Annotated in this window: 13 protein-coding genes; 9 read left to right on the top strand and 4 right to left on the bottom strand. The window is 62.6% G+C overall.

What is annotated here, in order from left to right; all coding sequences use genetic code 11:
* Positions 1–48: 48 nt before the first annotated feature.
* From AC3IQ7_RS27245 to AC3IQ7_RS27220, 6 genes are all read left to right on the top strand, one after another.
* Positions 49–942 (top strand): phosphoribosylaminoimidazolesuccinocarboxamide synthase, encoded by an 894-nt coding sequence (locus AC3IQ7_RS27245; RefSeq protein WP_489207835.1) that lies wholly within the window; start codon positions 49–51, stop codon positions 940–942.
* Position 943: 1 nt separating this feature from the next.
* Positions 944–1,441: a 5-(carboxyamino)imidazole ribonucleotide mutase gene (purE, locus tag AC3IQ7_RS27240; protein WP_099376381.1), complete on the top strand. Its 498-nt coding sequence runs from the start codon at positions 944–946 to the stop codon at positions 1,439–1,441.
* Positions 1,442–1,456: 15 nt separating this feature from the next.
* Positions 1,457–2,653 carry a 5-(carboxyamino)imidazole ribonucleotide synthase gene (locus AC3IQ7_RS27235; protein ID WP_489207834.1) on the top strand — a complete coding sequence of 399 codons (1,197 nt, stop codon included), beginning with the start codon at positions 1,457–1,459 and terminating at the stop codon, positions 2,651–2,653.
* 17 nt (positions 2,654–2,670) lie between these two features.
* Complete coding sequence (locus AC3IQ7_RS27230) at positions 2,671–3,672, top strand: L-threonylcarbamoyladenylate synthase (protein ID WP_489210543.1); 1,002 nt, start codon at positions 2,671–2,673, stop codon at positions 3,670–3,672.
* Between the two features lie 239 nt (positions 3,673–3,911).
* Positions 3,912–5,294: an SGNH/GDSL hydrolase family protein gene (locus tag AC3IQ7_RS27225; RefSeq protein ID WP_489207833.1), complete on the top strand. Its 1,383-nt coding sequence runs from the start codon at positions 3,912–3,914 to the stop codon at positions 5,292–5,294.
* A gap of 99 nt (positions 5,295–5,393) precedes the next feature.
* Positions 5,394–6,080: an OmpW/AlkL family protein gene (locus AC3IQ7_RS27220; protein ID WP_199534208.1), complete on the top strand. Its 687-nt coding sequence runs from the start codon at positions 5,394–5,396 to the stop codon at positions 6,078–6,080.
* 45 nt (positions 6,081–6,125) lie between these two features.
* Here the strand turns inward: AC3IQ7_RS27220 and AC3IQ7_RS27215 are convergent, their stop codons facing one another.
* Positions 6,126–6,632 (bottom strand): flavin reductase family protein, encoded by a 507-nt coding sequence (locus AC3IQ7_RS27215; RefSeq protein WP_077408668.1) that lies wholly within the window; start codon positions 6,630–6,632, stop codon positions 6,126–6,128.
* 176 nt (positions 6,633–6,808) lie between these two features.
* On the opposite strand from AC3IQ7_RS27215, the gene msrA reads away from it, so the two are divergent.
* Positions 6,809–7,342 carry a peptide-methionine (S)-S-oxide reductase MsrA gene (gene msrA / locus AC3IQ7_RS27210; protein WP_322426003.1) on the top strand — a complete coding sequence of 178 codons (534 nt, stop codon included), beginning with the start codon at positions 6,809–6,811 and terminating at the stop codon, positions 7,340–7,342.
* Positions 7,343–7,358: 16 nt separating this feature from the next.
* On the opposite strand, the gene AC3IQ7_RS27205 is transcribed toward msrA, so the two are convergent.
* Positions 7,359–8,606, bottom strand: coding sequence for an SAM-dependent methyltransferase (locus AC3IQ7_RS27205; RefSeq protein WP_099376679.1), 1,248 nt, complete (start codon positions 8,604–8,606; stop codon positions 7,359–7,361).
* Positions 8,607–8,733: 127 nt separating this feature from the next.
* On the bottom strand, positions 8,734–9,942 hold the full coding sequence (pdxH, locus tag AC3IQ7_RS27200) for a pyridoxamine 5'-phosphate oxidase (RefSeq protein ID WP_322426005.1): 1,209 nt from the start codon (positions 9,940–9,942) through the stop codon (positions 8,734–8,736).
* Positions 9,943–10,054: 112 nt separating this feature from the next.
* Here pdxH and tcdA point away from each other — a divergent pair, with 112 nt between their 5' ends.
* The gene (gene tcdA, locus AC3IQ7_RS27195; RefSeq protein WP_489207832.1) at positions 10,055–10,900 is read left to right on the top strand and encodes a tRNA cyclic N6-threonylcarbamoyladenosine(37) synthase TcdA; all 846 of its coding nucleotides are present in this window, start codon (positions 10,055–10,057) and stop codon (positions 10,898–10,900) included.
* On the opposite strand, the gene thpR is transcribed toward tcdA, so the two are convergent.
* The gene (gene thpR, locus AC3IQ7_RS27190; protein WP_489207831.1) at positions 10,897–11,415 is read right to left on the bottom strand and encodes an RNA 2',3'-cyclic phosphodiesterase; all 519 of its coding nucleotides are present in this window, start codon (positions 11,413–11,415) and stop codon (positions 10,897–10,899) included. The genes tcdA and thpR overlap by 4 nt on opposite strands.
* Positions 11,416–11,510: 95 nt before the next feature.
* Here thpR and AC3IQ7_RS27185 point away from each other — a divergent pair, with 95 nt between their 5' ends.
* Complete coding sequence (locus AC3IQ7_RS27185; RefSeq protein ID WP_035822462.1) at positions 11,511–11,975, top strand: FKBP-type peptidyl-prolyl cis-trans isomerase; 465 nt, start codon at positions 11,511–11,513, stop codon at positions 11,973–11,975.
* The last annotated feature ends 48 nt before the right edge of the window (positions 11,976–12,023 follow it).

The raw sequence follows: 12,023 nt of genomic DNA, 5'->3' as shown, positions 1-12,023 counted from the left end.
GGGCACCCCCTGCCTGCCGGTTTCGTTTCATCCAACTATTCCCCCGCTATGAACAGCCTCTATCAGACTTCCATCCACTCCCTGCCATTGCTGGGCCACGGCAAGGTCCGCGACAACTACGCCGTTGGCGACGACAAGATTTTGATCGTCACCACGGACCGCCTGTCGGCCTTCGATGTCGTCATGAACGAGCCTATCCCCGGCAAGGGCAAGGTCCTCAACCAGATGAGCGACTTCTGGTTCGAGAAACTGGGCCATATCGTGCCGAACCACCTGACCGGCGTGGCGCCGGAATCCGTGGTGGCGCCCGAGGAAGTGGAGCAAGTCAAGGGCCGCGCCGTCGTGGCCAAGCGTTTGAAACCGATCATGGTCGAGGCGGTCGTGCGCGGCTACATCATCGGTTCGGGCTGGAAAGATTACCAGGACACGGGCAGCATCTGCGGCATCCAGTTGCCAGCGGGCTTGCAACAGGCGGAAAAACTGCCGCAACCGATCTTCACCCCGGCCGCCAAGGCCGAGTTGGGCGAGCATGACGAAAACATCAGCTTTGCTGAAATGGAAGAACGCATCGGTGCCGACCTGGCCGCCAAGATGCGCGACGTGGCCATTCAACTCTACAAGACGGCGGCCGAATACGCGGCCACGCGCGGCATCATCATCGCCGACACCAAGTTCGAATTCGGCCTGGACGACAATGGCGTCATGCATCTGATGGATGAAGTGCTGACGGCCGACTCGTCGCGCTTCTGGCCTGCCGATTCCTACCAGCCAGGCATCTCGCCGCCATCGTTCGACAAGCAATTCGTGCGCGACTACCTGGAAACATTGACCTGGGGCAAGACCGCACCGGCGCCAGCGCTGCCAGCCGATGTCATCGAAAAAACCCAGGCCAAGTACTTTGAAGCCATCGAACGCCTGACGGGCGAGAAGCTGAAGGCCTGAGATGAGCGAGCAGAATAAGCCGCTGGTCGGCGTCATCATGGGTTCGTCCTCGGACTGGGACGTGATGCAGAATGCGGTTGCCATCCTGAAACAGTTTGGCGTGCCATACGAAGCGCAAGTCATTTCCGCGCACCGCATGCCCGACGAGATGTATGCGTACGCGAAAAGCGCGCGCGCGCGCGGCTTGCGCGCCATCATCGCCGGCGCCGGCGGCGCGGCCCACCTGCCTGGCATGGTGGCGGCGATGACCATCGTGCCCGTGCTGGGCGTGCCCGTGCCGTCGAAATACTTGCGTGGCGAAGATTCCATGCTGTCCATCCTGCAAATGCCCAAGGGCGTGCCGGTAGCCACCTTCGCCATCGGCGAAGCGGGCGCGGCGAATGCGGCGCTGACGGCGGTGGCGCTGCTGGCCGCCAATGACGACGCGCTGGCCGACCGCCTGGAAGCCTTCCGTACCACGCAAACGGCCGCCGCCAAGGCCATGGTCTTGCCTGACTAATGTGTTTGAAAAATAATGAATAGTAAATTGACTTCCCCATTGCTGCCCGCCGCCAATCCACCGGCGTGGCTGGGCGTGATGGGTGGCGGCCAGCTCGGCCGCATGTTTGCCCAGGCCGCTCAGGGCATGGGTTATCAGGTGGCTGTACTGGAACCTTCCGATGCCTGCCCTGCGGGGCAGGTGGCGCAGCGCCTGGTCAATGCCGGTTACAGCGATGTGGCCGGCCTCGACGCCCTGGCGGCGCAATGCCTGGCCGTCACCACGGAATTCGAAAACGTGCCGGCCGACAGCCTGTCGCGCCTGGCCGAACGCGTGTTTGTTGCCCCCAACGCCCACGGCGTGTCGGTGGCGCAGGACCGCATCGCGGAAAAACGGTTCTTTGTCGACTGTGCAAGCAAATCCGGCGTGCTGCCGGCGCCGCACATGGTGATCGCCACGCAGGCCGATATTGACGCCATAGTCGACGACTTGCTGCCGGGCATACTGAAAACCGTGCGCATGGGCTATGACGGCAAGGGCCAGTTCCGCGTGCGTACGCGCGACGACGTGCGCGCCGCTTTCGCGGAAATGGGCGAAGTAACTTGCCTGCTGGAAAAAATGCTGCCGCTGGCGTATGAAGTGTCCGTGCTGACGGCGCGCGGCGTGGACGGCGAATCCGTCGTGTATCCGATCGCCGAAAACGTGCACCGCGACGGCGTGCTGTTTACCACCACCGTGCCGGGTCCGAACGTGTCGGACGACTGCGCCGGCAAGGCGCAGCGCGCGGCGCAAGCGATGGTCGCCGAGCTTGGTTACGTCGGCGTGCTGTGCATCGAATTTTTCGTGCTGGAAGATGGCAGCCTGGTGGTCAATGAAATGGCGCCGCGTCCGCACAACAGCGGCCATTACACGATGGATGCCTGCGTCACCAGCCAGTTCGCGCAGCAGGTGCGGGCCATGGCGCGCTTGCCGTTGGGCGACGTGCGCCAGCATTCGCCGGCCGTGATGCTCAATATCCTCGGCGACGCCTGGTTTGCCGACGACAGCGACGTGGCCTGCGAACCGGCGTGGGACCAGGTGCTGGCACTGCCGGGCGCCTGCCTGCACCTGTATGGCAAGGATGATCCGCGCCGTGGCCGCAAGATGGGCCACCTGACCTTCATCGCGGCCACCTTGCCGCAGGCGCAGCAGCGTCTGCGCGACGCTTGCCTGATCCTGGGAATCGCGCCGTGAGCGTACTTGCACAAGATATGGCAGCGGCCGCTGCCGTGCTGGAAGCGGGCGGCCTCGTCGCTTTCCCGACGGAAACGGTGTATGGCCTGGGCGCCGATGCGGAAAACCCGGCTGCCGTGGCGCGCATCTATGAAGCCAAGGGCCGCCCTTCCGACCATCCCGTGATCGTGCATGTGGCGCCCGGCGCCGATCTGGCACACTGGTCCGACGACATTCCAGTCGAGGCCGAACAGCTGGTGGCCTCCTTCTGGCCCGGTCCGCTAACCCTGATCGTCAAGCGCGCCGCGCATATTCCCGACGCCGTCTCCGGCGGCCAGGATACGGTGGGCTTGCGCTGTCCATCGCATCCGGTGGCTATCGCATTGCTACGCACCTTCAAAGGCGGCAAGGGCGGCCTGGCGGCGCCGTCGGCGAACAAATTTGGTAACGTCAGCCCTACCACGGCGCAGCACGTGCGCGATGAATTCGCGGCGGAACTCGCCAGCGGCTTGCTGGGCCAGGTCCTCGATGGCGGGCAGAGCGACGTGGGTATCGAGTCGACCATCGTCGACCTGTCGCGCCTGGCCACACACGGTCCCGTGCTCTTGCGCCCCGGCCATATCAGCAGCGAACAGATCGCCGCCGTCATCGGTCGCGCGCCAGCCGTGGCGGACGCGGCCGCGCCGCGCGCCTCGGGCACCCTGGAATCGCATTACGCACCGCACACGCCTGTTGCGATGCAGCACAGCGACGACGTGAGTGCCACCTTGAACCGCCTGCTCAATGACGGGCGCCGCGTGGCCCTGATCCATTACTCGGACCTGCCACCGGCCAGCGCCAGCGTGCGCCTGGGGGCGACTCCGGAAAATTACGCACATGCGCTGTATGCCTCGCTGCGCACGATGGACCAGGTCGGCGCCGAGCTGATACTCGTCGAAGCACCGCCCACCGGCCCCGCGTGGCTGGGCGTCAACGACCGTTTGCGGCGCGCCGCCTTCGGCTCAAGTGGTATCTTGCAGCAGTTTCTGTCCGCATCATAAAAAGCCCCGCAAGGGGCTTTTTCTTGATGCAGCGCAATAGAGATGCTTGCCACGAAACATCTTATATCCTCCATAATTCAGCTGATCGCCCGGTCGTGACAGGGCGCTGGCAGTGTTGTTATTTCGTTGATTTTTAAAACATATTTTCTATACAAGCCTGAGGAACGATGGCATATTAGTTGGGTAGCGAATAGCACGCCCGTTCGTTTAGAAACCAGAAAAAAGACCGAGGAGACAAAATGCATCAAACCAAATTCGCGCTGGCCGTGCTGGCAGCGGCTGTCCTGGCAGGTTGCGGCGGCGCCAGTGGCGGTGATCAAGCCTTGAAAGTCAAATACACGGCGCAGGTGTCGTTCGGCGACAGCCTGTCCGATGTCGGTTCGTATGCCGTCGCCGGCGTCGCGGAGAGCGGTGGCGGCAAATTCACCATCAATGGTGACAATACCAAGATCAATCCTGAACTGACGGGCAAGAACTGGACCGAGCACCTGGCCGCGCAATTCGGCTTGCCGGCGCCATGCGCCGCCGAAACGGGCCTGGAAGGCAGCATACCGAGCCTGGTTGCCCCGCGCGTCAAGCATGCCGGCTGTTTCGGCTACGCCATGGGCGGTTCGCGCGTCACCAACCCCGTCGGTCCGAACAACAAATTGGCGGGCGGTGTGCTGGGCGCCCTGACCGTGCCCGTGGTGACGCAGATCGCGAACCACCTGGCAGTCTCCGGTGGCAAGTTCAGCGGCACGGAAGCCGTTTTCGTGATGGCAGGCGGTAACGACGTGCTGTTCCTGCTGGGCCAATTGCAAACGGGCGCGACGGATGCCGGCAAGAAGGCGGGCGCTGCTGCGGGTGCGCAAGCTTTCGCGACCAACCTGGCGGTGGCCCTGGCGGCCGGCGCCACCAATCCCAACACGGCAGTGGTTGCCATTGGCGCCGCCATCAAGACAGCCAGTGCGGCGCCTGGCGCCACGTCGACGACCATCGTCGGTGCCGCCGTGCAAGCTGCCATGATTGCCGGTAATGCGAATGCCCAGACGCAGGCCCCGGCCCTGGCCGCCAAGGCACAAGCCGACGCGACGGTGACAGGCAATACCGCCGGCGCCAAGGCCGGTGCCGATTTCGCTGCGGCCCAAGGGCCGCTGCTGGTCACCGCCATGGGGCAAGCCGGCAAAGAGCTGGTAGTGCTGATCAAGGACCAGATCATCGCCAAGGGTGCCAATTATGTGGTGGTCAACAACCTGCCGGACGTGGCCGGTACGCCATCGGGCTTGAGCAAGGATGCCAATACCAAGGCACTCATCAATGCCATGGTCAGCGCCTTCAACGGCGAACTGAGCGCCGGCTTGAACGGCAATGCGAAAGTCTTGCTGGTCGACGTGTTTGCCGTCAGCCATGACCAGGGCGTTAATCCTGGCCCGTATGGCTTGACCAACGTCAGCGAGACGGCGTGCGACCTGACGCCGGCGAAAAACATACTGGGCAGCTCGCTCGTGTGCAATGGTACGAATCTGAAAGCGGGCGACGTCAGCCATTACTCGTATGCCGACGATGTGCACCCTACGCCGTTCAATAACCTGTTGCTGGCCCGCTACGTGGCCAAGGACATGGTCGTGCGGGGCTGGCTGTAAGGGAGGGCCGCACCGGCTGTGCCTGGGAGGCGCGGCCGGTGCCGGCAGCGACAAGACTCGAAAGCGGAACACTCCGCACATACTGAATCAGGAGACAAGATGAAGAATCGTTTGAATACCGCTGTACGCGTGCTGGCTGCAGCCGCCGCGATGGCCATGGCGACGGGCGCTTCGGCGCAAAGCGCTGGCACCTGGATGGTCAAAGCCGGCCTCAACAAGATCACGCCGCACGTGGACAGTGGCGACATTTCCGCGCCGGCACTGCCGGGCACGAAAGCCGACGTCAAGTCGGATACCAAGCCCATCCTGACCTTTGCCTACATGATCACGGACAATGTTTCCGCTGAAATGATCCTGGGCGTGCCGTACAAGCATGACCTGATCGGCGACGGTTCCATCAAGGGCACGGGCAAGCTGGGGACGGCGGAAGCCTTGCCGCCGACGGCCTTCATCCAGTACCGTTTCTTCCAGCCCAATGCGATGATCCGCCCCTACGTGGGCGCGGGCTTGACGTATGCTTATTTCCAAAAGGAAAAAGGTTCGGGCCAGATGACGGCCTTGCTGGATCCGGGTGGGAAACCAGTGACCTACCGCATGGACAACAAGCTGACCGGCAGCCTGGTGGTCGGCAGCACCCTGGCCTTCAACGAGCGCTGGTTTGCCGATGTGGCCGTGGTCAAGACCTACCTGAAAACCAAGGCGAAATTCTCGACGGGGCAGACGCAGGACATCAAGCTCGACCCGGTTGCCGTGAGTATCAGCATCGGATACAACTTTACGCTGTAAAATAAAAAATCCGCCTCGGCGGATTTTTTTTTGTCCCGTTCACGCTCAGGCTGGCGGGGTATTGAACTTCCCATTGTGGAAGATCAAGGGCGGCTGCGCGGCAAACGCGCATTGTTCCACTTCGCCCACGAAAATGACGTGGTCGCCTTCCGGATAGCGGCTGCGGTTGTGGCATTCGAACCAGGCCGATGCGCCTTTCAGGATGGGCTGGCCCGTGCGCGACAGTTCGTACTCGACATCGTCGAAGGGATTCGGCGTGCGGCGTGAAAAACGCGTCGCCAGTTCCGCCTGGTCGGCGCCCAGCACATTGATGACGTAATGCGAGTTGCCGCTGAAAATGGGCATGCTGTTCGCCACGGAACCGAGGCTCCACAGCACCAGGGGCGGCGACAGCGAGACGGAATTGAAGGAACTGGCCGTCAAGCCACGGAAACTGCCGTCCGCCAGGCGCGTCGTGATGACCGTCACGCCGGTGGCAAACTGTGATAGTGCCTGGCGGAAATGTGTCGTATCGAATTCTTGCGCTGGCGCGCGGGGAGAGCGTGTGTTCATGGGTGACCTGTCTATTTGCTGACATTATGCCAAAAATCGGCCGCACCAGCGCAATCGTGGCCGGCATGTCCCTATGTGCGGTGCCTAACGCGCCATTTCAAGCGGCGCTGCAGGCCGTTGCGCTTTACGTTACAGTGGTGAAATGATACGTCGCAGAGGCGTTGCGGGAGGACATCATGAATCAACAGACGGAAGTGGCGGTACTGGGCGGTGGCTGTTTCTGGTGCCTCGCTGCCGTGTACGCGGAAGTGCGCGGCGTGACGCGCGTCGAGTCCGGCTACACGGGCGGCAAGGTGCCTGCCCCCACCTATGAACAGGTTTGCACGGGCGACACGGGCCACGCAGAAGTGGTGCGCCTGGAATTCGATCCCGCCGTCATCGCTTACCACGACTTGCTGGAAATCTTTTTTACGCTGCATGACCCCACCACCTTGAATCGCCAGGGAAATGATGTCGGCACGCAATACCGTTCCGTCATCTATTACCAGTCGGCCGCACAGGAAAGCGTGGCGCGCAAGGTCGTGGCCGAGATGGCCGGCGTGTGGGATGCGCCCATCGTCACGCAGCTGGCGCCGGCCGCCACCTTTTATCCGGCCGAGGATTACCATCAGAATTATGCCGAGCAGCATCCCTTGCAGGGCTATTGCGCGCTGGTCGTCGCGCCCAAGGTGGAGAAATTCCGCGCCATGTACGCGGGACGCCTGAAGTGAACGCCCCGCGCGCCTGTCAGGGCGTGAGCACGGGCGCCGGCCTTGTCTCCTGCGTATTCTCCTGCGCATACATGTAGTTGCGCGACCAGGGCAGCGTGGAAGAGCGCCGGCCCGCCTTCACGCAGACGATCTGGTACAGGCTGATCAAATCTTGCTCGAAGGCATAAGCGCAGCCGGCCAGGTAGACGTGCCAGATGCGGAAGCGCCGTTCGCCCGCCAGTGGACGGATCTGCTCGGCATGGGCTTCGAAATTTTCCGTCCACAGGGCGCAGGTGCGCGCATAGTGGCGGCGCAGGTTTTCCACGTCCAGCACTTCCAGTCCCCCCTGCTGCATGGTTTTCAGGACATTGCCGATGTGCGCCAGCTCGCCGTGCGGAAACACATATTTTTCGATGAATTCGCCGCCGCCATACGGCGTTTCGCCATTCTCCGGGTCGGTCGAGGTGATGCCGTGGTTCATCGCCATGCCGTCCGGCGCCAGCAGCTTGTGGATGATGGAAAAGTAGTCGGGCAAGTGTTTCAGGCCCACGTGCTCGAACATGCCCACGCTGGTGATGCGGTCGAACTGGCCCGTGACGTCGCGGTAATCTTGCAGGCGAATATCGATCAAGTGTGACAGGCCGGCCGCCGCCACGCGCTCGCGCGCCAGCGCATACTGGTTTTCCGACAAGGTCACGCCCACGCAGCGGGCGCCATATTGCTGCGCGGCACGGATGACGAGCGCACCCCAGCCGCAACCGATGTCGAGCAGGGTCTGGCCCGGTTGCAGCTGGATTTTCTTCAGGATATGGTCGATCTTCTTGACTTGCGCCTGCGCCAGGGTTTCATCGCCGTGTTCGAAATAGGCGCAGGAATACACGAGGGCGGGGTCGAGAAACTGTTCATAGAACGCGTTCGACACATCGTAGTGGTAGCGGATGGCTTCGGCATCCTTGCTCTTGTCGTGCGTAAAGCTGCGCACGATGCGGGCCAGCTTGCCTTCCGGCTTCAAGGTATTGCGGGCCAGGGCATTGCAGATGGCAATCATGTCCATCGCCGTGCCCTTGACCTCGATATTGCCTTCCACATAGGCCGAGCCCAGATTGGCCAGCGACGGGTTCAGCAGATAGCGGGCCGAGGCGACGGTCGGCAGGCGGATGGTGACTCTGGGCGCTTCGCTGGACAGGTCGACATGCTGGCCGTTCCACAATTCTATGCGTAGCGGCAAGGCGGTCTTGCTGCGAATGCTGGCGATCCACGACTTGAGTTGGTTTTGTACAAACAAAATGGCCTCCAATGCAGCGATTGCCGTAGCAACCGCAAATTGAGAAACAATGTCATTTAGTAACTTCTACCCTCATAGCCTACACCTATATTGACCAGCTTGCTTTGCGCCGCCTTGACTGGCTTGCTCAGGGTTGCAAGCGTTGCATGCTCCATTGCCCGTCAGCATCGCGGGTAAACACGATGCGGTCGTGGAAACGCGAACGGCGTCCCTGCCAGAACTCGATGCGTTCCGCTTGCAAGCGGTAGCCGCCCCAGTGGTCCGGGCGCGGTGGCTGCGCGTCGCCGACGGCGGCGGCCACGGCCGCGTAATTGCTTTCCAGTGCGGCCCGGCTGTCGATGGGCGCACTTTGCTGCGAGGCAATCGCCGACAGCCGGCTTTGCACAGGGCGCACATTGAAATACTCGTCGCTCTCGGCCGCCGTGGTTTTCACCACCGTGCCCTCGATGCGCACTTGCCGTTCCAGCTCGCGCCAGAAGAACAGCAGGGCGGCGTTTGGATTGTGTTCGAGTTGCTGGCCCTTGTCGCTATGGTAATTCGTGTACCAGGTAAAACCCCGTTCATCGAACTGCTTGATCAGCACGATGCGCGAGCTGGGCTTGCCTTCGACGCTGACGGTGGACAGGTCCATGGCGTTCGGCTCCATCACCTGCGCGTTGACGGCCTCGGCAAACCATTTCTGGAACTGGGCGATGGGATCGGCCAGCACGTCCGTCTCGTTCAGGCTCGATTGCACGTAGTCGGTGCGCATGGCCGCCAGCACGGCGGCCGCGTCCGGTGCTGCGGGCACTTCCGGTGCATCGGGCGCGATGCCGCGGCGGCGCTGCATGGCCGTGCCCAGCCGCTCCATCTGTTGCGCGCTGAACAGGCGCTTGGCCATCGGCGCCAAGTGCCCCTCTTCCTTGCTCATGTGGGCCTGGTAGGCGGCGACATAGGAGGCCACGCCCTCGGCGGCCAGTTGCGTGCCAGTGCCTGCCGCGATGGCGTCCAGTTCCGGGCGCAGGGTCAGCCAGGCCTGGTCCATGCGCTGGTGGTCGGCCAGAATTTCCGGCACCAGCGTGGACAGCAGAGCGGCATCGTCGCCCGTGGCGGTCGCCTGCAGCATGGGCATCAAGTCCTGCTCTTCATCGTCATGGTGCAAATGGGCGGCTTTATTGAAATATTGCAACACCGCCTTGGCCGCCTGCTGCGCGTCCGCCGTGTTGCCGTGCTGCGCCAGGTGGCCCAGCAGGTTTTGCAAGGTCGTCAGCTGCTTGCGGATCTTGTCGTGGCAATGCTTGAGCACGGCGATGGGCTGGTCAAAGCCGGGAACGGAGTCGAACAGGGGAGAGGTCATGGCGAGTTCTCGTGGTGGGCGGTGTGGGGGCGTGGCGACAGTGCGGCTTGTCGCTGTGTCAATTCGGCTATTTTAGAATATCCGCCAGCGCAGTGTCCGTTAAAATGGCGCCATGCATACCTTCACCAATGAACAAATTTCCATGGACTTGACCGAGATCGATTTTGAGCGGCGGTTTGGCGGCATTGCCCGCCTGTACGGCGCCCCCGCGTTGGCACGCTTCCGCGCCGCGCATGTGTGTGTGATCGGCGTGGGCGGCGTCGGTTCCTGGATCGTCGAAGCGCTGGCGCGCAGCGCCATCGGCCGCCTGACCCTGATCGACCTCGACAATGTTGCCGAATCGAACATCAATCGCCAGATCCAGGCCATGAGCGACACCATCGGCCAGGCGAAGATCACGGCCCTGGCCGAACGCATCGAACTGATCAACCCGTTTTGCCAAGTCACGCAGATCGAGGATTTTATTACTCCCGATAATCTGGAGCAGTTGCTGGGCGGGCGCGATTTCGACTACCTGGTCGACGCCATCGACAATGCCAAGGCGAAAGCGGCCCTGATCGCGTATTGCCGCGCGCGCAACACACCCATGCTGACCATCGGCAGCGCGGGCGGCCAGACGGACCCGACCCTGATCGCCGTGCGCGACCTGTCGAAAACGGAACAGGAACCGCTGCTCAAGCGGGTACGAAAACTGTTGCGTACTGAATATGGTTTCCCGCGTGGCGTGAAAAACAAATTCAATGTCGATGCCGTGTTTTCCATGGAACCGTTGAGCACGCCAGAGAGCGCGGAAGCGTGCGCCATCGATGGCAGCACGCCCGCAGGCGTCACGGGCCTCAATTGCGCCGGCTTCGGTTCCAGCGTGGTGGTGACGGCCAGCTTCGGCATGGTGGCGGCCGCCCATGCGCTGAAAAGCTTGCGCCAGGACAAATTAGCCGCCGTGCCGGACGCCGCCTAGCTTAATTTCCTACTGGCCAAGATGCGGTAGTCACCGCTGCTTTTGATCGATTCCACCAGCACCAGCTCGTCCGCCTGCCAGGCAATGGGCGCGAAGTCCCCGATGGCCGGTGGCGGCGCCTGGCGTGCCAGGGTGATGTGCGGCGTGAAGCGGTCGTGTTCGAAGCGCGGCGCCAGTCCCTGTTCCGCCAGGCTCTGCATGCAGGCCGTGCGCAAGTTGAGCAAGGCCGGCGAGGGCTGCGCCAGGGCGGCCCAGGCCAGCGCCAGCTGCGCAAAATGGCTGGCGTGGTCGAACAGCAGGGGCATGGCGCGCGCCGGCATGTGTTCCAGGATACCCAGCAGGGCCGGCAGATCGCTGGCCCGGCGCTGGCCCAGGAAGGCCAGGGTCAGGTGCAGCTTGTCCGCGCGCACAGGTTTGCCGTCCAGACGCGCCTGCCAGGCGGCCAGGGCCGCGCGCGTGGCCGCATCGGGCCACAGCGCGTAAAACAGGCGGGGGCAATGGGTATCGGGCGACAAGTTTTTCCTATCGTTGCGGCGGTTTGCTATTATTGGCGTTCCCTGCCGGTTTGCTGGCGCAGGGATCTCACCGAAACTCACTGAAAGAATACATCATGACGCGTAGCTCCGTTTTGTTTGCCCTGATCTGCTCCGTCGCCGCGTCGCTGGCGCAGGCACAGGCGCCAGCGCCTGTTCCCGCCTCCGCCGTCTCGCTGAGCCCCGGCCCTGTCGCCGATAAACTGATCCTGATCGACAACAAGGTCGGCACGGGCAAGGAAGCGTCCGCCGGCAATGCAGTCACCGTGCACTACACGGGCTGGCTGTATCGTCCGCTGGCGAAAGATTCGCGCGGCAAGAAATTCGACAGCTCCGTGGGCCGTGGCCCGTTTGATTTCCCGCTCGGCAAGGGCATGGTCATCAAGGGCTGGGATCAGGGCGTGGCCGGCATGAAAGTGGGCGGCAAGCGCACCCTGATCATTCCAGGCGAACTGGCTTACGGTCCGCGCGGCGCAGGCAATGGCGACATTCCGCCGAACTCGGCATTGATCTTCGACGTGGAATTGCTGGACGTTAAGTAATTGTTCAGTTTCGGCAGCGCACCACGTGCGCTGCCGTGAAAAAGCGGT

Source organism: Janthinobacterium sp. GL_088 (assembly GCF_057837845.1).
The sequence above is the reverse complement of the archived record's forward strand: the minus strand, read 5'-3'. Positions and strand labels throughout refer to the sequence as shown.

Bases quoted from the DNA above. Each gene is read 5' to 3' on its own strand.
- AC3IQ7_RS27245 (WP_489207835.1), top strand. From the start codon at position 49: ATGAACAGCCTCTATCAGACTTCCATCCACTCCCTGCCATTGCTGGGC.
- purE (WP_099376381.1), top strand. From the start codon at position 944: ATGAGCGAGCAGAATAAGCCGCTGGTCGGCGTCATCATGGGTTCGTCC.
- AC3IQ7_RS27235 (WP_489207834.1), top strand. From the start codon at position 1,457: ATGAATAGTAAATTGACTTCCCCATTGCTGCCCGCCGCCAATCCACCG.
- AC3IQ7_RS27230 (WP_489210543.1), top strand. From the start codon at position 2,671: ATGGCAGCGGCCGCTGCCGTGCTGGAAGCGGGCGGCCTCGTCGCTTTC.
- AC3IQ7_RS27225 (WP_489207833.1), top strand. From the start codon at position 3,912: ATGCATCAAACCAAATTCGCGCTGGCCGTGCTGGCAGCGGCTGTCCTG.
- AC3IQ7_RS27220 (WP_199534208.1), top strand. From the start codon at position 5,394: ATGAAGAATCGTTTGAATACCGCTGTACGCGTGCTGGCTGCAGCCGCC.
- AC3IQ7_RS27215 (WP_077408668.1), bottom strand. From the start codon at position 6,632: ATGAACACACGCTCTCCCCGCGCGCCAGCGCAAGAATTCGATACGACA.
- msrA (WP_322426003.1), top strand. From the start codon at position 6,809: ATGAATCAACAGACGGAAGTGGCGGTACTGGGCGGTGGCTGTTTCTGG.
- pdxH (WP_322426005.1), bottom strand. From the start codon at position 9,942: ATGACCTCTCCCCTGTTCGACTCCGTTCCCGGCTTTGACCAGCCCATC.
- tcdA (WP_489207832.1), top strand. From the start codon at position 10,055: ATGCATACCTTCACCAATGAACAAATTTCCATGGACTTGACCGAGATC.
- AC3IQ7_RS27185 (WP_035822462.1), top strand. From the start codon at position 11,511: ATGACGCGTAGCTCCGTTTTGTTTGCCCTGATCTGCTCCGTCGCCGCG.